Genomic DNA, 19099 nt, shown 5'->3' with positions numbered 1-19099 from the left:
AAGATGACCGCCACGCTCGGCGCCCGTCCCGCCCCCGGCAGGGGGCGGGCACGTGCCCGCCACCGTCTCGCCGTGCTCGGGTTCATGGCCCCCGCCATCATCGGCTTCGTCCTGTTCTTCGTGTACCCGTTGATCGCCACGGTCGTCTTCAGCTTCACGAAGTACGACCTGATCAACGCGCCGGAGTTCACCGGACTCGACAACTACACGTTCATGTTCAAGGATCCCTTGCTGATCAAGGCGATCACGAACACGCTCTGGTTCGTCGTGGTGCTGACGATCGCGCGGACCGTGTTCGCGCTGGGCGTGGCATCGGTCATCGCTCGCCTGAAGTCGGGCGTCGGCCTGATCCGCACGCTCTGCTACCTGCCCTCGCTGGCACCGCCGGTGGCGGCGACACTCGTGTTCTTCATGGTGATGCGCCCCAACGGCGGCCCGCTCGACACGTTCCTCGGCTGGTTCGGAGTCGACGCACCGCTGTTCTTCTCGGACCCGGCCTGGGCCAAGCCCGGCATCACCGCGATCATGCTGTGGATCTCCGGCGACCTGATGATCATCATCCTCGCCGCGATCCTCGACGTGCCGCAGGAGCAGTACGAGGCAGCGGAACTCGACGGCGCCGGCCCGATCAGCCGCTGGTGGCACGTCACGCTGCCGACCATCTCCCCGGTGCTGCTCTTCGGCATCGTGAACTCGGTGATCCTCGCGTTGCAGCTCTTCACACAGGCGGTCGTCGCGGGGTCGGCCGGCTCGGGAGCGGCGGACGCGACGGGATCGACCAAATATCTCGGTTTCCCGGACAACTCCACGCTGACGTTCCCGGTCTACCTGTACACGCAGGGATTCCGCTACTTCGACATGGGCTACGCGGCCGCCATGGCCACGGTCCTGTTCATCATCTCGTTCGCCGTGACCATCGTCCTGGTCCAGCGGATGCGCAAGAACTCCACGGCTGAGGAAGGGGGTCCGGGAGCATGACCGCCACCCTGACCAAACCACCGGTCGACGTACCGGCGGAACCGGAGCAGCCGCGCCGCAAGCGCAACGTCGGAGGCTTCCTCAACTGGGTCGCCACCCACGCGATCGGCCTCGCGCTCGGCCTGATGTTCGCCACGCCCGTCGTGTTCGTCTTCCTCACCGCGGTGATGTCGGACAACCAGGCGTTCACCGCGGACCTGTGGCCGCGCGAGTGGCACTGGGAGAACTTCGTCGAGGTCTTCGACAAGGCACCGCTCTTCCAGTACCTGATCAACAGCCTCACGTACTCGCTGCTGGCGACGCTGGGCATGCTGATCTCGTCGATCCCCGCGGCCTACGCGCTGGCGAAGCTCAAGTGGCGCGGCCGCAACGTCGCGTTCATCCTCGTCATCGGCGCCATGATGCTGCCGCCGCAGGTCGTGGCCGTGCCGCTGTACGACACCTGGTCGTCGCTGGGCCTGACCGGGTCGCTGGTGCCTTTGATCGCGCCGTACTTCCTGTTCGACGCGTTCAGCATCTTCCTGCTGCGCCAGTTCATGCTCACCATCCCGCAGTCCTACGTGGACGCGGCACGGGTGGACGGCTGCTCGGAGTTCCAGGCGCTGGTGCGGATCATCGTGCCGATGGCCAAGCCGGGCATCGCGGCGACCGCGCTGTTCTGCTTCCTCTTCACCTGGAACGACTACTTCGGGCCGTTGCTCTACACCGGCGAGGTGAAGGACCAGTGGACGTTGTCGCTGGCACTGGCGACGTTCAAGGGCATGCACATCGTCCAGTGGAACTCGTCGATGGCGGTGACGTTCCTGACGATGATCCCGGCCGTCGTCCTCTTCGTCTTCGCTCAGAAGTCGTTCGTCAAGGGCATCACTTTCACAGGAGTCAAGGGATGAAACTCACCGTCGTCGGTGGCGGGTCCACCTACACACCGGAGCTGATCGACGGTATCGCCGGCCGTCGCACCAGCCTGGCGGTGGACGAGATCGTCCTCGTCGACCCGGACCAGCACCGCCTCTCCCGCATCGGCCCGTTCAGCCAGCGCCTGCTGGACCACGCGGGACACCCGGCGAAGGTGCGCACCACCTCGTCGCTCGAAGAGGGCATCGAGGGCGCTTCGGCTGTCCTGCTCCAACTGCGGGTGGGCGGGCAGACGGCACGCGCCTCGGACGAGACGTTCCCGCTGACCTGCGGGTGCGTCGGCCAGGAGACCACCGGCGCGGGTGGCCTCGCCAAGGCCCTGCGGACCGTGCCGGTGGTCCTGGACATCGCGGACAAGGTGCGCAGGCTCGCCGGGCCCGACACGTGGATCGTGAACTTCACGAACCCGGTCGGCATCGTGACGCGCGCGCTGCTGCAGGAGGGCCACAAGGCGATCGGCCTGTGCAACGTGGCGATCACGTTCCAACGTTGGACCTCCGCGCTGCTCGGCGTCGATCCGTCCACTGTGGAGCTGGAGCACGTCGGCCTGAACCACCTCACGTGGGAACGCGGCGTGTACGTGGACGGCGTCGACCGCCTGCCGGAACTGCTCGACAACCACGTCGAGGGCCTGGCGGAGCACATCGGCATCGACGGCGGTCTGATGCGGCGCCTGAACATGGTGCCGTCGTACTACCTGAACTACTTCTACAACCACGACGCCGTCGTCAAGAAGCAGCTCACCGAGCCGCCTCGCGCCGAGGTCGTCGCGGCCGTGGAGAAGGAACTGCTCGACATCTACGGCGACCCGTCGGTCGTGACGAAGCCGGAGCAGCTGTCGCAGCGCGGCGGCGCGTACTACTCCGAGGCGGCCGTGCAGCTCGTGCACGCGCTGACCGGTGGTGAAGGCGCTGAGAAGCACGTGGTCAACGTGCTGAACAACGGCTCGCTGCCCTTCCTGCCCGACGACGCCGTGATCGAAGTCTCGTCCACTGTGGACGGAAATGGCGGGCGGCCGTTGCCGATCCGCCCTGTGGAACCGTCCATCTCCGGCCTGATCTCGCACGTCACCGCGTACGAGTACCTGGCGCTGGAAGCCGCGAAGCACGGTGGCCGTGACCGGGTGGCGAACGCGCTGCTCGCTCACCCGCTCATCGGGCAGCACGCGATCGCGGACCGGCTGGCCGACGAGCTGATCGCGCAGAACCGCGATCTGCTGCCGTGGGTGAAGGGAAACTGACAACGTTGGCTTCCTCACCCTCATGAACGAGGGAGATTCCTACAGCTCGCGCCGCAGGGTTTTCTGCTTCGTCGCCGACTGCCCGCCCGGAGGGTTCCGTTGAGGTCTTACATCGGCTCCACAGACCGACACCGCCAGCCCGGCGGCCAGGATGTTGCGTGCCGCGTTCACGTCCCGGTCATGGGACGCTCCGCAGCCACAGGTCCACATGCGCACCTGCAAAGGCATTGCCACCGCGAGGGCGCCGCAGACCGAGCAAAGCTTGGAGGACGGGAACCAGCGGTCCACGACGATCACGTCCCGCCCGTACCAGTCCGCTTTGTACTGCAGCTGACGACAGAACTCCCGCCAGCCCGCGTCACCGATGGCGCGGGCCAGGCGGTGGTTGCCGACCATGTTCGACACAGCCAGGTCCTCGATCACGAGCGTTTGGGTTTCACGCACGAGCCGAGTAGTGATCTTGTGCAGGAAGTCGGCACGCCGATCTGCGATCCGAGCGTGGACACGGGCGACCTTGACTCGGGCCTTGTCCCGGTTGCAGCTGCCCTTCTGCTTGCGGCACAACGCCCGCTGGGCCCTGGCCAGCGCCACACGATCCCGCCGCTCGTGCCGGGGATTGCGGATCTTCTCCCCGGTCGAAAGAACCAGCAGGTGGTCGAGACCGACATCGATGCCCACCACCGCATCATTGGCGGGCAACGGCCGCACGCCGGAGTCTTCGCACAGCAGGGACACGAACCAGCGCCCAGCAGAGTCTCGCGTCACCGTCACGGTCGACGGCACCGCGCCCTCAGGCAGCGGTCGGGACCAGCGAATGTCCAGTGGCTCGGCCATCTTTGCCAGCGTCAGAGCACCGCCGCGCCAGCGGAACGCCGAACGTGTGTACTCCGCCGAAGCGCGCGACTTCTTCCGCGACTTGGGCCGCGGAAACCGCGCACGCTTGGCGAAGAAGTTCGTGAACCCGGTCTGCAGATGCCGCAACGCCTGCTGCAACGGCACCGCCGACACCTCGGCCAGAAACGCCAGGTCTTCGGTGCGTTTCCACGCGGTCAGCAACGCCGACGTGGCCTCATAGCCGAGCCGTTCCGCACGCAGCGTCCATGCCTCCGCACGAGCCTGCAACGCCAAGTTGTAGACCTTGCGGACACACCCGAACGTGCGCGACAACTCCGCTGCCTGCGCCTCGCTCGGATAGAAGCGGTACCGAAACGCCCGCTTCACCAGCCCGTTCACAGTTCACATTTTAATCGGCCATCGCGTGTCTCTCTAAGGCTGGGTTGCAAACGCCATGTCGCCCCGACGGCGACACGGCCGTTCCCGCCCTGCTCCGCAGAGGCCCAATTCCTCCTCGTCCTGAAGGACGAGGTCTCGTCGGAGGACTTCAGATGACCGACCGGGTGCTCGCCATCGACGGCGGGAACAGCAAGACCGCGGTGCTCCTGGTGGACGCGGACGGCAAGGTGCTCGCGCAGGTGCGCGGGCCCGGTGCCCCGCCGCAGACCGTGGGCATGAAGCGCGGGCTCGACGTGTTCGAGGCACTGGCACGCGAGGCCGCAGCTCAGGCGGGCTTGTCCCCCGACGAGCCGATCGCCTCGCACACGTCCGCCTACCTCGCGGGAGCAGATCTGCCCCGCGAGGAGGAGGACCTGACGCGGGCGATCTCGGAGCGGGGCTGGTCGACAACGACGTTCGTCGGCAACGACACGTTCGCGTTGCTGAGGGCGGGGACCGCCGCCGCTGGGGGTGTGGCGGTCGTCTGCGGAGCGGGCATCAACGCGGTGGGCGTGGCGCGGGACGGCCGGACGCACCGGTTCCCCGCGCTGGGCGCGATCTCGGGTGACTGGGGTGGCGGTGGCCAGCTCGGCAACGACGCGCTCTGGCACGCGGTGCGCGCGGAGGACGGCAGGGGCAAGCCGACGCTGCTGCTTCCCGCGCTGCTCAAGCACTACGGCGAGAGCTCGATCTTCGACGTCGTGGAGAAGATCCACTTCGAGGAGATCGAACTGGACCCGCACGCGCTGTGCCCGTTGGTCTTCGAGGTGGCCGCGCAGGGAGATGCCGTTGCCCTGCAACAGGTCGACCGCCTGGTCGAGGAGATCGTCCTGCTCTCCACGGTCTCCATGCGCAGGCTCGACCTGATGGACGAGCCCGTGGACGTGGTGCTGGGCGGCGGAGTCCTCACCAACACCGGCGAGGTCGTGGTCGGCCCCGTCCGGCGGCAGATCCTCGAAGCCGCGCCGCTCGCCCAGGTCCGCCTGGTCGACGTACCGCCCGTGGTGGGCGCGGCTCTCCTCGGCCTCGACCACATCGGGGCCTCGCCGAGCGCGGAGCTGAGGCTGCGCTCGGCCTACACCGAACAGGTGCCGGCGGCCGCGCTGGACGTGGCCGCCGGCTGACCTGAAGACCCCGTCTCAGGGGGTAGATCGGCGGCGGCGCCCCCTGAGACGGTCCCAACCCCACTGCTCGGGACTGACAGGCGGCGGCGTCCCGAGCAGTGGCCCCAGCCCTTTCCGGGGGGAGAACACCGGCGGCGGCGTTCCCCCCGGAAAGGCCCTACGACCCCCGCAGCGTCCTCACGCGCCGAGGACGCTGCGGGGGTTTTCACGTTGAGGGCAAAGAAGAAGGTTCGATCGGCAGCTCGGCGGACGAGATCACGGGCACCGCCGCGGAGGGGACGACCGTCGTCGCCGCGACGCTTTCCGGGGGCACGGCGGCCTCCGGGGTGACCACGGGGTTCGTGTGCGGCGGCGGGGTGACGACCGGCCCGCTGGACGTCCGCCCCGGCGGGGTCACCTTCACGGCGGACGGCGCCGGACTGAACTCCATCGGGGGCTGCTCGCCGCCGATCTGGGCGGCCTCGGGCACGCCGGGCTCCGGTGTGGACCCGGACGAGACGGGTCCACTGAGAGCGACTGCGGCCAGAGCCCCGACTGTGAGAAGCGCTACACCGAGCGAAAGGAACGGAAGCGGCAAACCAGAACGCACCCGGCAGAAGTTAGCGAGCCATTGAGACGAATCCCCCGGAACACCCTCAAGCTTCCCTCGATCGAGTGGTAAAAGAATCGTCACCCACAGCGACAAAACCTACGATGCCGTAACCGACGGTGGCGTAACCACGGGTTCGTTGTGCATGCTAACTAGTCGCCTTCGGACGGGAGCCCGCAGGCGAGTGGCAGGTCGCACGAAAGAAGGGGGATGTTGTGCTGCTGCGTTGGAACAGTCTCGTGTCCCTGGGGGACAGCTTCACCGAGGGCATGGACGATCCCGGCCCTGCGGACACCTACGTCGGCTGGGCTGACCGGCTGGCGGGCATGATCGCCCAGCAGGCACCCGAGTTCCGGTACGCCAACTTCGCGATCCGCGGCAAGATGCTGCACGAGATCATCGAGGACCAGGTTCCGCTCGCGATCTCGCTCAAGCCGGACCTCGTGACGTTCTGCGGCGGCGGCAACGACATCATGCTGCCGAACAGCGACCCGGACGCGCTGGCCGAGGTGTACGAGGTCGCGGTCGCCGACCTCAGGGCGGCCGGAGCCGACGTCGTGATCTTCACGGGCTTCGACACCAAGGCGACGCCGCTGCTCAGGAGCCTGCGCGGCAAGGTCGCCATCTACAACACGCACCTGTGGTCGATCGCCGAGCGCTACCACTGCCGGATGGTCGACCTGTGGTCGATGCACGCGCTGCACGACCGTCGCGCGTGGAGCGAGGACAGGTTGCACCTCTCGCCGGAGGGCCACCAGCGGGTCGCGCTCAAGGCCGCCGAGGTGCTCGGGCTGACGGACGACCACTCGTGGAACGCGCCGTGGCCCGTGCTCGAAGAAGCGGACTGGGTGACCCAGCGCAAGGCGGACCTGAAGTGGGCACGCGAGTACGTGGTGCCGTGGATCGGCCGCACGCTGCGGGGCGAGTCGATGGGTGACGGGCTTGCGCCCAAACGGCCGGAATTGCTGCCTCTCGCGCGGTGCGCCGACGACAACTAGCGGGAAAGGCGAAGGCCCGACCGGCATTCTCCCCCGAGTGCCGGTCGGGCCTTCCGAAAGCAGACGCCTTGCCCCCTCGGCAATCCCCCACTCGGCAGCCTGCTCGTCCAACATCCCATGCTTTGGGACCAGACGACTAAACGCGCGCTAAACCTCGGACGACAGCGAGTCCAAAAGGCCCCGCACCTCGACCGCGCGCGCCGAGTTGACCTGCGAATACAGCCGCAGCGCCTCCGTCAATTCCGCTGCCGCAGCAACCCATTCCGCCCGCCGGAGCAACACCCCGCCGAGCACGTGCCTCCCGAAGCCCTCCAGGTACGTCTTCCCGGCCACGGAGGCCTGGTCGACGACCTGCCTCGCCAGCGCCTCGGCCCGGTCCAGCGCACCGGCCTGCAGGTGCAGCTCTGCGAGGTTGGCGAGAGCGCGGATCAACGCGACGTTGTCGCCCGAGCGCCGGTACACCTCGACGGCGTGGGCCTGGTGCCGCAGCGCCACTTCCACGTGACCGCGTGCCTGTTCCACCTGCGCCACGTTGTTCAGGCCGTGGGCCTCCCCGACCACGTCGCCGGCCTGCTGCGCGAGCTGCACGGACTCCCAGAAGTGCAGCAGCGCCTCGTCGTGCAGCTCAAGGCGGAACAGGACGTCGGCGAGCTGGGCGAGCGTCAGCACCAGGTACCGGCGCTCGCCCAGCTCGGTCGCGAGCCGGTGCGCACGGCGGGCGTCCGGCAGCAGGACGGCGCGTCCCAGCCGGGCGTTCGTCGTGTAGGTCGTGTCCAGCATCAGGACCTGTCCGAGGCGGCTCCCCGTCACCTCGGCCGCGGCCAGGCCGAACCCGACCAACGCCACCCACTCGCCGGTGAGCGCGCGCACGGTCGCGTAGTGGTGCAGCAGCCTCACCAGCTGCCACACCTGGTCGTGCAGGCCCCTTTCCGCCGCCGCGTGCACCACCGCGACGATGTTGGGCCACTCCTGGTCGAACCAGTCGACCGGGTCTCCGAACTCCGGCAGCGCGGTGGAACCGTTGTCCCCCAACGCGAAGTCCAGTCCGTCACGCGCGGTCCGGATGGCGCGGCGGACGTGGTCGCACGCGACGAGGTAGTAGTTCACCAGGCGCCGCAACGAGTCCAGGTCCGCACGGCCTGCGCCGCGCACGTACAGGCGCACCAGCTCGTGCATCGTGAAGCCGTCCGGCCACGGTTCGACCAGCAGGTTCACCCCGACGAGCTGCACCAGCCGCGACCGTGCCGACTCGACCCGGATGCGGGTCAGCGCGGCGACGGCGTGCGGTGACATCCACCGGCCGGGCGCCATGCCGACGGACTGGAAGACCTCGCCGAGCTCGGACGGCAGGTCGCGGGTCGACAGGTCCAGCGCGCGCGACACCCCGAGGCCCGCCTCCGGCAGGTCGAGACCGCGCATCCGCTGGTCGTCGTCGGCCAGCTCCCCCACCAGTTCCTCGATCGTCCACTCCGGACTGATCACGAGCTTGGCCGCGGCCACCCGCAGGGCCAGCGGCAACCCGCCGCACAGCTCGGCGAGCTTCTGCGACGCCACCGGGTCCTCCGCCGACAACGGCCTGCCCAGCACGTCGTCCACCAGCGCTCGTGCGGACAACTCGTCCAGCGGGCCGAGCTTGCGCACTCGGGCGCTGTTGGTGACGACCAGCCGTTCCAGCTGGGACCGCGAGGTCACCAGCACCACCGAGCCCGAGCCCGGCGGCAGCAGCGGCTGGACCTGGTCGAACGCCGTCGCGTCGTCGAGCACCACCAGCACGCGGCGGCGGTGCAGCAACGAGCGGTACAGCCCGACGCGGTCCTCCAGGCCGACCGGCACACCGTCCGCCGGCACGCCCATCGCCACCAGGAACCGGGTCAGCACCTCGCCCGGTTCGGTCTCTCCCAGGGACGCGAAGAGCACGCCGTGCGGGAACATGTCGGAGTTCTCGTGCCCCCACGTGATCGCGAGGGCGCTCTTGCCGACACCGGGCGCACCGGTCAGCACGGCGACCGTGGTGGCCAGCAGGTTCCTGGCGGTGACGATCTCGTTGAGCCACGAGGTGTCGTCCTCGCGGCCGAACAGGCGGGTGGCGGACGCGGGCAGCAACGCCGGCGCCACGATCCCCGCCCGCGGCGCGACGGACCGTTCGACCGGCCCGATCACGCTCAACGACGGGTCGTCGCGCAGCACCTTCTCGTGCAACGCCCGCAGCTGCGGGCCGGGGTCGATGCCCAGCTCGTCCACCGCGCGGCGCTGGAACCGCTGGTAGGACTCCAGGGCGTCGGCGCGCTGCCCGGACCGGTAGAGCGCGCGCATGCTGTGGGCCACCAGGCGTTCCCGGAACGGGTACTCGGTGCACAGCCCGCGCAGCTCGCCCACCAGTTCCAGGTGGCGGCCCAGTTCGAGCTCGGCGTCGATGCGCTCCTCCAGCGCGGACAACCGCAGCTCTTCGAGGTCCGAGGTCATCGGGTCACCCGGTACGTCCGAGAGCACCGGTCCGCGCCACAGACCCAACGCCTCGCGCAGCAGGCCCGCCCTGATGGCGGCGGGCTTGCCGCGGGAGGACGCCACGAGCTGCCGGGCGCGGTGCAGGTCGAGACGCCACGGATCCACGGTCAGCTCGTAGCCGGTCGGCGTGGTGCGGATCGTCGCGGAGCCCGCGGGATCGGACTCCTCCAGCACCTTGCGCAACCGCGAGACGTAGCCGTGCACGATCGTCCGCGCGGTGGCGGGAGGTTGCTCCGTCCACAGCGCGTCGACGATCTGGTCGATCGAGACAGGCCGGTTCGCCTCGACGACCAGCATGGCCAGCAGTCCGCGCATGCCGCGGCGGCCGAGCTGGACGAGCCGTCCGTCCGCGAGCACCTGGAGTGGACCGAGCACGCCGAACTCGAGTCCGGTTTTGCTCCGCATGCCCCTCCTCAGGTGCGCTGACCTCGTCACTTCAGAAGGTGTGCGCGCCCGAGTCTCAGATACAAGTACGGCTCAGATTCGCGGGACGCTACTGTTCACACGTGCCGCGAGATCGGAACTCCGTGGTTGACCGCGGCGCCGGGTGTCTCCTCGGCGGCGCTCTCGGTGATGCGCTCGGTGCGCCCGTGCAGTACCTCGGCTGGGCTGACATCCAGCGAGAACACGGTCCCGAGGGCGTCCTGGGACCCCCCAAGCCAGCGCTCTTCACGGACGACACCCAGCTGACCCTGTTCACCGCCGACGGCTACCTGCGCGCCTGGGTGCGCGGGAAACGCACCGGCGAGTGGGAACCGTCCCAAATGGTCTGGCACAGCTACCGGCGCTGGCTCGTCACGCAGCAGCAGCCGGCGCCGGAGCACGGTTCGATCGGGCTGCTGGCCGACGAACGGCTGTACGAGAGCCGCTCACCGGGCCTCACGTGCCTGCGCGCCCTGGCCGCCGAGACACCGTCCACTCCGGAGAACCCGCACAACGAGTCGTCCGGCTGCAACGGCGTCACGCGCACCGCACCGGCCGGCTTCGCCCCGTCCGCGGCGATCGCGTACGACCTCGGCTGCCGGTTCGCCGCCCTGACCCACGGCGGCACGGGCGGCTGGGTGTCCGGCGGCGCGCTGGCGTTGCTCGTGCACCTGCTCGCCGTGAAGGGCAGGCCGTTGCGCGAGGCGATCGACCAGGTCATCGGCCGCGTGCTGCGCGACGACACGTACACGGCGACGGTGCTGACGCGCGCCGTGGTGCTGGCGGACGAGCACGAGGGCACCGCACCCGTGCGGGTCGACCGGCTCGGCAGCGGCTGGACCGGACCGGAGGCGCTGGCGATCGCGGTCTACACCGTGCTGACGCACCCGAAGCCGTCGCAGTTCGTGGACGCGATGCGCGCCGCCGCCAACCACTCCGGCGGCAGTGACGCCACGGCGGCGTTGACGGGCAACGTGCTCGGCGCGTTGCACGGCACCGACGCGCTGCCCCGCGACTGGCTGATGGGGCTGGAGATGGTGGACGTGCTGGACGCGATGGGCCGCGACCTCGGCATGTCCGCGGTGAACCTGGACTTCAACGAGGACCGCTACGCATAAACAGAAAAGGCCTGCTGCAGTGCGCTCCCGAATTCGCGCTGCAGCAGGCCTTCTCGCACGAGCAGTTGGTCAACAGCAGGCCGGGACTTGCCCCGAGCGCGAGCTCCGATCCAGCTCTTGATCAACGAAAAACGTGCCCCGGAGTCAACGCTCCGTTGGGCGAGCATGTTAACAGATGTGTACGGGAAGTCCAGGGCTCGAGTACACGCGACGATCTTCGTCGACGATGAAGACCTCGCAGTCCTCCTGCTCCGCCGCCCACTCGATCCCGTCCCTGCCCAGCGCGAACGCTGCTGTGGCAGTGGTATCCGCGATCGCGAGGTCGTCGGAGAAAACCGTGACCGAAAGAATTCCCGTGACCGGCTGACCGGTGCGGCCGTCGAGGATGTGCTGCCCGCGTTCGTACAACGCTGACGTGGCAACGGCTCCGTCGCGCACGCCGAGCACGACGCTCAGCTGGTCGGCGAGGTCGGGGTGCCGAACCCCTACGCGCCAAGGCTTTCCGGGTTCGGGCTCGCCGGCGGTCACGACGTCGCCGCCGGCGTTGACGCAGAACGACGTGGCGCCGCCCTCGCGCAGCATGTCCGCCGCCCGTTGCACGGCCCAGCCCTTCACCACCGCGCACGGGTCGAGCCCGCGGCCCGGCACCCGCGCCGTGAACGCACCGCCCGTCGACTGCTCGTACCAGTCGCACAGCGAGAGCACCTCGACCAGGTCCGGGGTGAGCTCCTCCCTGGTGAGCTCACCCCGGTCCAGCCGGGACACCTCGCTGTCCGGCTTGAACGGCGAGAACTGGGCGTCCGCCGCGCGCAGCCAGGCGAACGCCCGCTCGGCCAGCGCGGCGTCCCCGTCACGGAGGTCCACCGAGATCGGCAGCCCCATGACCTGCTCGACGCGCCGCACGGCCACCTCTACTTCGCCTGGTCGAGCGCGGCCTGCAGCGACTGCTTGTAGCCGTCGGAGGTCGCGGTCGCGCCGGACACCGTGTCGATGTCCGCGCTCTGCGCCTTGAGAGCCGACTCGCGCAGCAGCGGCAGCGCCATCCTGGTCGGGTTGCTGTTGGGCGCCCGCAACGCCTTCACGTCGACGATCTTGGTGCCCTGGAGCGTCACCTGCACCTGCACGGTGCCCTCGGACGTGTTCACCGCGGGGCCCGGCACGGTGCGGTTCTGGGCCTGCTGCTGGGTTTGCTGGGTCGTCTTGGGCGCCGAACCCGTCGTCTTCGGCGCGGAGCCGGTGGTCTTCGGAGCCGTGGTCGTGGTCTGCGGTGCGGCCTGCTGCTGTTCCTGCGCGGGCGGCGCGGCGACCTCGCTGAGCTCACCTTCGTGCGCGGCACTCGGCGAGTAGATCCAGACCGGGACCAGCCCGGCCACGCTCAGCGCCAGAACGGGAATTGCCCTCTTCACGTCGTCGGACCCTCTCAGTTGGCCAGCGCGAAGCGCTCGGCGTGGATCTGGTTGCTGGGCACTCCCAGTTCGTCGAGGCTCTTGATCACCGCGTCGGTCATGCCACCGGGGCCGCAGATGAAGACGTCGCGGTCCTGCACGTCCGGCACGAGCGCGGCGATGTTCTCGGGGCCGAGCAGCGGTCCGTTCGCGGTGATGGTCTTCGAGGAACCGGTGACCAGGCGCAGCACCGCGCCCTTGGCCCTGGCGAGGCCTTCGAGCTCGCGCAGCAGCACTGCCTCGCGGGGGTCGCTGACCCGGTAGAGCACCACGACGTGCCCCTTGATCTCCTCCAGCAGCGCGCGGACCGGCGTGACGCCAACACCGCCCGCGACGAGGAGCGCGTTGGGCTTGGTCTGGTGCATCGTCGTGAACGCGCCGTACGGGCCCTCGGCGAACACGCGGGTGCCGACCTTGACGTTGCGGACGTCCGCGCTGCCGGTGCCCAGGGCCTTCGCGGTGAGGCGCAGGTACTTGCCGTTCGGCGCCGCGGACAGCGAGAACGGGTTTGCCTGCCACCAGCGGTCCTTGGTCACGAAGCGCCAGAGGAAGAACTGGCCGGCGCGGGCGCCGAGCTGGTCCAGGTCCTTGCCCTCGATGTAGACCGAGACGACGTTGTGCGCCTCCGGCACGACGGCGGCGACCCGGAACTGGTGCTTCCAGTTGCGGTAGAGCGGGAGCACGACGCGTCCGATGAGAACGGAGCCGAGCGCGAACGCCCACAGGCCCCACCAGTAGCCGGTCGCGAGCGCGGACTTGCGGAACGTGCTGCCCACCGCCACCTGGTGCGAGAACGCGAGGAAGATCGCGATGTAGGTGTACAGGTGGATGAAGTGCCAGGTCTCGTAGGCCAGCCGGCGCCGCGCGAAGCGGGCCGAGACCACACCGACGACCATGATGATCGCCCACGCCACCAGCGCGCGGAGGATGCCCTCCAGCTCGGTCGCCTGCCGGATGACCTCCGCAATCGGGCCGTCCGCGCCCGCGTTGCCGAACGCGATGAAGACCAGGTGGCCGATCAGCGTGAAGAAGATCGTGAACCCGACCCAGCGGTGCCACGACGTGAGCTTGTCCATGCCCAGGCGCCGGTCGAGCCACGGCAGCCGGGCCACCAGGAGCAGCTGGAACGCCATCGCGAGCGCGCCGTACAGACCGGCGAGCCTGCCGAAGTTGACCAGCTTGTTCGTGCCGACACCGGCCGCGTTGAAGAGGTAGGTCACGAACGCCGCGTTGGCCAGGAGGAACACGTACAGGCCGGCTTTGGCCAGCACCTTGTGCGGCGTCGCCCGGCCGGCCGGAGCCGGTCGCACGGGGTGCTGCAGGGTGGTCGTCACGGCGGGCTCCTCGGTCAGGGCGGTCTCGGTCGGTCGGTGTCGATCCTCAGCGTTCGAGCTGTGGCTCCCCTTTGTCCGCGCTGTCGACTTCCTGTCGATCGAGCGGACGAGCCACCGGGTGGCGCACCATGAGCACGTGGACAAGGGCAACTCGGTTCGATTGCTCGTCGTGGATGACGAGCCGCACATCGCTGACCTGGTCGCGACGGTCGCCCGGTACGAGGGCTGGCAGGCCGCGACCGCGCTCAACGGCGAAGAGGCGTTGAGAGAGGCGGCCGAGTTCCAGCCGGACATCGTCGTGCTCGACCTCATGCTGCCTGACCTGGACGGATTCACCGTTCTTGATCGGCTGCGGTCGGCAGGAGCGATGGTCCCGGTGGTCTTCCTGACGGCCCGTGACGGCACCGCCGACCGCGTGGCGGGGCTCACTCGGGGCGGCGACGACTACCTCGTGAAACCTTTTTCGGTCGAGGAGCTGATGGCCCGTCTGAGGGCCGTGCTGCGCCGTTCGACGGGCCCGTCGTGGAAGCGGTCGGTGCTGAAGGTGTCCGATCTGGTGATGGACGAGGACACGCGCGAGGTCCGTCGCGGCGGCAAGCTCGTGACGCTGACGCCGACCGAGTACGAGTTGCTGCGGTACCTGATGCGGCGCTCGCCGGCCGTGCTGACGAAGGCGCAGATCCTCGACCACGTGTGGGAGTACGACTTCGGCGGCCGCTCCAACGTGGTCGAGCTGGTCATCTCCCACCTGCGCCGCAAGCTCGACGACGGCCGCGAGCCGTTGATCCACACCGTGCGCGGTGTGGGGTACGTGCTCCGCCGAGCAGCTGAGTGAGCCCCGCGATGAAGTTCCGCCTCAAGCCCGTCCGCGACTGGCGGCTCGGCACCCGCCTCGCCCTCGGCCTCGGCGCGCTGGCGCTGACCGTGTTCGCGATCGTCGGCTGGGTCATGGTCACGTCGATGAAGGACTTCCTCGACCGCCGCCTCGACGACCAGATGGTGATCAGCCAGACGAGCGCGGTCAAGGAGATCGACAACCACGGCAAGGTCTCCAAGCTGCCGCCGGACTGGTTCGCCGTCGTCTACAAGATCGAGGACGGTCAGCTGCAACCCCAGCCGGGCGACCAGCAGCCTGCCGACCGCGAGGAGTTCGACGCCCTGGCGAAGAGGGCGCTGACCGCCGACGAGTTCCAGACCGAGTACCTGCGCGGCGAGGGCAAGTTCAGGCTGCGCGCGTGCCAGGTCGTCAAGGACGAGTGGATCCTCGTCAGCGCCGCCCCGACGCACGACCGCGACGGCACGATCTCCCAGCTGGTCACGGTCGGCGTGATCGCGTTCCTGGCGGCGCTGATCGCACTGGTCGTGGGCGGTCAGGCGCTGATCCGCAAGGGCATGCAACCGCTGTCGGACATGGCCGACACCGCGCACGACATCTCGTCGCACGACCTCACCGACTCGGGCGACCTCACCGTGCGCGTCGACGGACGCGGCGGTGGCGTCGAGGTCGAGGAGCTGCGCGAGGCGTTCAACAAGATGCTCGCGCACATCGACACGTCCCTGGTCGCGCGCACGGCCGCTGAACAACGCCTGCGCCGCTTCATCGCCGACGCCTCGCACGAGTTGAGGACGCCCCTCACCTCGTTGCGCGGCTACGCGGACCTCTTCAAGTACGCGGCGGCCAACGAACCGGGCGAACGCGAGAAGCACCTGGAGAAGCTGCGGTCGGAGGCGTCACGCATGAGCGTGCTGCTGGACGACCTGTTGTTGTTGGCACGCCTGGACTCCGCCGCGACCGAACCACCGTTGCGCCCGGAGGAGCTCGACCTGTCGGTGGTGGCGGAGGCGGCGGCGGACGCGTTCCACGCGGCCCGTTCGACGCACCCGCTGTCGGTGGACGCCGACACCGTGACCATGACGGCGGACCCGACCCGGTTGCGGCAGGTGCTCGACAACCTGCTGACCAACGCGGCCGTGCACACGCCCGCGGGCACGTCGGTGCTGCTGAAGGTGACCGCCGAGAACGGCTGGGCGGTGATCAGGGTGAGCGACACCGGCCCCGGGATCCCCGCCGCGGACCAGGCGCGGATCTTCGACCGGTTCTACCGCGTGGACGACTCGCGGACGCGGCAGCGCGGGGGCAGCGGGCTCGGGCTCGCGGTGGTGCAGTCGCTGGTGGAGGCGCACGGCGGCACGATCGAGCTGACGAGCCGGCCGGGGTCGACGGTGTTCACGATCCGCCTCCCCCGGCACCAGGCCTAGCTCGGTCAGGCCGGGGGCAACGGTTTTCACGCCCCGCCCACCCCGGTCTGGCCACAACTCGGTCCGGCCGGGGGCCGACGGTCCTCACGACCCCGCCCACCCCCGACCGGCCACACCTCAGTCCGCCTGCGAGCTCGTCGCCCACAGGTCGATACCCGACTCGACGGCGTACTTGTCGATCTCGGCCAGTTCGTCGTCGGTCAGCGGCGGCGCCTGCAGCGCCGCGAGGTTCTGCTCCAGCTGCCCCACCGACGACGCGCCGATCAACGCCGACGTGACGCGCGGGTCGCGGATCGTCCACGTCAGCGCCAGCTGCGCGAGCGACTGGCCGCGCGACTTCGCGATCTCGTTCAGCGACCGGATCCGGGCGAGGTTCTGCTCGCTCAGCAGGTCCGTCGACAGCGACTTGCCCTGCGTGGCGCGCGATCCCTCGGGGATGCCGTCGAGGTAGCGGTCGGTCAGCATGCCCTGCGCCAGCGGCGAGAACGCGATGCAGCCGGCACCGACCTCCTCCAGCGCGTCCAGCAGCTCCGGCTCGATCCAGCGGTTGAGCATCGAGTACGACGGCTGGTGGATCAGCAGCGGCACACCGGCCGACTTCAGCAGCTGCGCGGCCTCGCGGGTCTTCGCGGGCGAGTACGACGAGATGCCGACGTAGAGCGCCTTGCCCTGCTGGACCGCGGACACGAGCGCGCCCATGGTCTCCTCCAGCGGCGTCTCCGGGTCGAACCGGTGGGAGTAGAAGATGTCGACGTAGTCGAGGCCCATCCGCGTGAGCGACTGGTCGAGCGAGCTGAGCAGGTACTTGCGGCTGCCCCACTCCCCGTACGGACCCGGCCACATGTCGTAGCCCGCCTTCGACGAAATCACGAGCTCGTCGCGGTACGGCCTGAGATCATCCTTCAGGATCTGCCCGAACGTGATCTCCGCCGAGCCGTAGGGCGGACCGTAGTTGTTGGCGAGGTCGAAGTGCGTGACACCGAGGTCGAACGCCCTCCGCGCGATTCCGCGGCCCAGCTCGTACGGCCGGTCGCCGCCGAAGTTGTGCCACAGACCGAGGGAGATGGCGGGCAGCTTGAGACCGCTGCGCCCCGTCCGCCGGTAAGTCATCTGGTCGTAGCGCGCGCTATCCGCGAGGTAGGACATGGGACCCACAATGTCACGTCCTAACAAGACAGTGCAGGACATGAAGAGCGCGGCCGAGGCCGGTGAGGTGCTCGACCTCTCACGGCGTGGGAACAACGTGGTGCCCGCCACGGCGATCCGGGATTTGTTGCGGTCGGGGGACGTGGATCCGCGCGGCCTCCTGCTGGTCGGCGCGCGCATCACCGGTGTGCTGGACCTGAGCTTCATCAGCACCTCGACGGCACTGCAGCTGGACGACTGCGTCTTCGAGGAACCGCTCTCACTGCACGACACCGAACTACCCGCGCTGTCGCTCGACGGCTCCACGCTGCCGGAGCTGAACGCCGAGAACCTGCGCACCCGCTACCTCACGATGAAGGGCACGCGCTGCACCGGCATCGTCGACCTGGAGAACGCGCGCATCGATGGATCGCTGCTGTTGCAGGACGCGACCGCCAGGCCGCTGTTCGCGACCGGGTTGCACGTCACCCGGAGCGTGAAGGCCGACCGGCTGTTCGCGAGCCGGGTGTGGCTCGACGGCTGCGAGATCGGCGGCGGCGTCGACCTGACGGACGCGGTGATCGTGCACGACAAGAGCCTCGCCTTCGTCGGCACCAACGCGGACATCGGCGGGGACCTGATCCTGAACGGGGCGTTCGTCAAGGCGTGTGGCGAGAGCCCTGCCGTGGCGCTGTCCGACGCCTCCTGCCGGACCCTGTGGCTGCGCGGCGCGGTCCTGCGCGCCGAGGCCGGCCCCGCGCTGTTCCTCGACGGCGCCCAGTTCCAGCAGGAGGTCCGGCTCCTCGGCTTCGACGCCCGTTCCGCCTCGGGCGACGCGGTCCGCATGGTCGACACGCGAGTCGGCGCCGGGCTCGTCGTCCAGGGATCCGTGCGCGCCGACGACGGCGAGGCGTTCGTGCTGCACCGGGCGAAGGTCGGCGCGAGCGTCACGATCAACGACTCCACGATCAGCGCGAGGACCAGGCGCGCCGCGGTCGACCTCACCGACGCGACGGTGAACGGTGAGCTCGTCATCCGATCGACGACTCTCGTCAACCACGGCCAGGGCTTCGACCTCGACCTGTCCGGCACGAAGGTCGGCAACACGCTCAGCCTCGGCGAGTCGGAGCTGCTCGAGGCCGGCAACCTCATCGTGACGATGGACGGCCTGATCTACCCGAACCCGCCGCTCGACACCGGCGTGTGGCTCAAGATGCTGCGCGACCACACGCTCTTCTACGAAGCCCAGCCCTACCAACAACTCGCCGCCGTCCACCGCGCCGCCGGCCACGAGCACACCGCACGCAAGGTGTTGATCGCGCAGCAGGAGGACCTCCGCCGCCACGGCGACCCCGGCAACAAGCTGTGGCACTGGTTCCTGGGCGTCACTCTCGGCTACGGCTACAAACCGTCGAGGGCGGTGATTGGCCTACTCGTGACGTTCCTGCTCGCGCTCTGTCTCGTGTGGACAACCAACGCCTATAACGGCCTGACACCGGCCAAGGACCGCCCCGCCGACTCGTGTTCACCTGTGAACAGGTTCAGTCTTGCGGCGGATCTCGCGATCCCGCTCGTGAAGCTCGGTGGCACACCGAGATGCGAACTGGCGAACGGACCAGCCGGGCAGTGGGCGACCGGAGCAGGCTGGGTCGTGCAGATCATGGGCTGGTCGTTCGCCACGCTGAGTGTCGCGGGCTTCACCGGGCTGGTCCGCAAGAGCTGACAGCCCGTCTGCGAAATGAGACGAGGGCCCGCCCACCTGGGCGAACCCTCG

At 69.1% G+C, this 19099-nt stretch carries 16 protein-coding genes; 9 read left to right on the top strand and 7 right to left on the bottom strand.

Translation table 11 applies throughout. The annotated features are described in order from the left end of the window. The first annotated feature begins 3 nt into the window (after window positions 1-3). The 3 genes from ACFWN2_RS41610 to ACFWN2_RS41600 are packed head-to-tail and all read left to right on the top strand — an operon-like array spanning window position 4 to window position 3133. Complete coding sequence (locus tag ACFWN2_RS41610; protein WP_382436129.1) at window positions 4-978, top strand: carbohydrate ABC transporter permease; 975 nt, start codon at window positions 4-6, stop codon at window positions 976-978. Beyond that, window positions 975-1868 (top strand): carbohydrate ABC transporter permease, encoded by an 894-nt coding sequence (locus tag ACFWN2_RS41605; protein WP_382436128.1) that lies wholly within the window; start codon window positions 975-977, stop codon window positions 1866-1868. Before ACFWN2_RS41610 ends, ACFWN2_RS41605 begins: the two co-directional genes overlap by 4 nt. Beyond that, on the top strand, window positions 1865-3133 hold the full coding sequence (locus ACFWN2_RS41600) for a 6-phospho-beta-glucosidase (protein ID WP_382436127.1): 1269 nt from the start codon (window positions 1865-1867) through the stop codon (window positions 3131-3133). Before ACFWN2_RS41605 ends, ACFWN2_RS41600 begins: the two co-directional genes overlap by 4 nt. A gap of 39 nt (window positions 3134-3172) precedes the next feature. Here the strand turns inward: ACFWN2_RS41600 and ACFWN2_RS41595 are convergent, their stop codons facing one another. After that, entirely contained in the window at window positions 3173-4366 is a 1194-nt protein-coding gene (locus ACFWN2_RS41595) for an RNA-guided endonuclease InsQ/TnpB family protein (protein ID WP_382436126.1), read from the bottom strand. A 152-nt stretch (window positions 4367-4518) separates the two neighbouring features. On the opposite strand from ACFWN2_RS41595, the gene ACFWN2_RS41590 reads away from it, so the two are divergent. After that, window positions 4519-5529, top strand: coding sequence for an N-acetylglucosamine kinase (locus tag ACFWN2_RS41590; RefSeq protein WP_382436125.1), 1011 nt, complete (start codon window positions 4519-4521; stop codon window positions 5527-5529). Window positions 5530-5734: 205 nt separating this feature from the next. Here the strand turns inward: ACFWN2_RS41590 and ACFWN2_RS41585 are convergent, their stop codons facing one another. Then, a complete protein-coding gene (locus ACFWN2_RS41585; protein WP_382436123.1) occupies window positions 5735-5998 on the bottom strand; it encodes a hypothetical protein in 264 nt (87 codons plus the stop codon). A 335-nt stretch (window positions 5999-6333) separates the two neighbouring features. Between ACFWN2_RS41585 and ACFWN2_RS41580 the strand changes: the two genes are divergently transcribed. Continuing rightward, complete coding sequence (locus ACFWN2_RS41580; RefSeq protein WP_382436122.1) at window positions 6334-7116, top strand: SGNH/GDSL hydrolase family protein; 783 nt, start codon at window positions 6334-6336, stop codon at window positions 7114-7116. A gap of 147 nt (window positions 7117-7263) precedes the next feature. Here the strand turns inward: ACFWN2_RS41580 and ACFWN2_RS41575 are convergent, their stop codons facing one another. Further along, window positions 7264-10026, bottom strand: coding sequence for a BTAD domain-containing putative transcriptional regulator (locus ACFWN2_RS41575; protein WP_382436121.1), 2763 nt, complete (start codon window positions 10024-10026; stop codon window positions 7264-7266). 101 nt (window positions 10027-10127) lie between these two features. Between ACFWN2_RS41575 and ACFWN2_RS41570 the strand changes: the two genes are divergently transcribed. Then, entirely contained in the window at window positions 10128-11162 is a 1035-nt protein-coding gene (locus ACFWN2_RS41570; protein WP_382436120.1) for an ADP-ribosylglycohydrolase family protein, read from the top strand. A 168-nt stretch (window positions 11163-11330) separates the two neighbouring features. Here the strand turns inward: ACFWN2_RS41570 and ACFWN2_RS41565 are convergent, their stop codons facing one another. Genes ACFWN2_RS41565 through ACFWN2_RS41555 form a run of 3 tightly spaced genes read right to left on the bottom strand, consistent with a single transcriptional unit; the run spans window position 11331 to window position 13941 of the window. Further along, window positions 11331-12071: an FAD:protein FMN transferase gene (locus ACFWN2_RS41565; RefSeq protein ID WP_382436119.1), complete on the bottom strand. Its 741-nt coding sequence runs from the start codon at window positions 12069-12071 to the stop codon at window positions 11331-11333. A gap of 2 nt (window positions 12072-12073) precedes the next feature. Next, window positions 12074-12568, bottom strand: coding sequence for an FMN-binding protein (locus ACFWN2_RS41560; protein ID WP_382436118.1), 495 nt, complete (start codon window positions 12566-12568; stop codon window positions 12074-12076). A 14-nt stretch (window positions 12569-12582) separates the two neighbouring features. Further along, a complete protein-coding gene (locus tag ACFWN2_RS41555) occupies window positions 12583-13941 on the bottom strand; it encodes a ferric reductase-like transmembrane domain-containing protein (RefSeq protein WP_382436117.1) in 1359 nt (452 codons plus the stop codon). A 136-nt stretch (window positions 13942-14077) separates the two neighbouring features. Here ACFWN2_RS41555 and ACFWN2_RS41550 point away from each other — a divergent pair, with 136 nt between their 5' ends. Continuing rightward, entirely contained in the window at window positions 14078-14776 is a 699-nt protein-coding gene (locus tag ACFWN2_RS41550; protein WP_281244951.1) for a response regulator transcription factor, read from the top strand. An 8-nt stretch (window positions 14777-14784) separates the two neighbouring features. After that, window positions 14785-16200: a sensor histidine kinase gene (locus ACFWN2_RS41545; RefSeq protein ID WP_382436116.1), complete on the top strand. Its 1416-nt coding sequence runs from the start codon at window positions 14785-14787 to the stop codon at window positions 16198-16200. A 117-nt stretch (window positions 16201-16317) separates the two neighbouring features. Here ACFWN2_RS41545 and mgrA read toward each other — a convergent pair whose 3' ends face one another. Beyond that, window positions 16318-17346, bottom strand: a complete 1029-nt coding sequence (gene mgrA / locus ACFWN2_RS41540; protein ID WP_382436115.1) for an L-glyceraldehyde 3-phosphate reductase — start codon at window positions 17344-17346, stop codon at window positions 16318-16320. Window positions 17347-17386: 40 nt separating this feature from the next. On the opposite strand from mgrA, the gene ACFWN2_RS41535 reads away from it, so the two are divergent. Then, complete coding sequence (locus ACFWN2_RS41535) at window positions 17387-19048, top strand: hypothetical protein (protein WP_382436114.1); 1662 nt, start codon at window positions 17387-17389, stop codon at window positions 19046-19048. Window positions 19049-19099: the final 51 nt, after the last annotated feature.

The sequence above is a fragment of the Lentzea sp. NPDC058436 genome, from assembly GCF_042721515.1.
Classification (GTDB): Bacteria; Actinomycetota; Actinomycetes; order Mycobacteriales; family Pseudonocardiaceae; genus Lentzea.
The sequence above is the reverse complement of the archived record's forward strand: the minus strand, read 5'-3'. Positions and strand labels throughout refer to the sequence as shown.

Bases quoted from the DNA above. Each gene is read 5' to 3' on its own strand.
- ACFWN2_RS41610 (WP_382436129.1), top strand. From the start codon at position 4: ATGACCGCCACGCTCGGCGCCCGTCCCGCCCCCGGCAGGGGGCGGGCA.
- ACFWN2_RS41605 (WP_382436128.1), top strand. From the start codon at position 975: ATGACCGCCACCCTGACCAAACCACCGGTCGACGTACCGGCGGAACCG.
- ACFWN2_RS41600 (WP_382436127.1), top strand. From the start codon at position 1,865: ATGAAACTCACCGTCGTCGGTGGCGGGTCCACCTACACACCGGAGCTG.
- ACFWN2_RS41590 (WP_382436125.1), top strand. From the start codon at position 4,519: ATGACCGACCGGGTGCTCGCCATCGACGGCGGGAACAGCAAGACCGCG.
- ACFWN2_RS41575 (WP_382436121.1), bottom strand. From the start codon at position 10,026: ATGCGGAGCAAAACCGGACTCGAGTTCGGCGTGCTCGGTCCACTCCAG.
- ACFWN2_RS41545 (WP_382436116.1), top strand. From the start codon at position 14,785: ATGAAGTTCCGCCTCAAGCCCGTCCGCGACTGGCGGCTCGGCACCCGC.
- mgrA (WP_382436115.1), bottom strand. From the start codon at position 17,346: ATGTCCTACCTCGCGGATAGCGCGCGCTACGACCAGATGACTTACCGG.
- ACFWN2_RS41535 (WP_382436114.1), top strand. From the start codon at position 17,387: ATGAAGAGCGCGGCCGAGGCCGGTGAGGTGCTCGACCTCTCACGGCGT.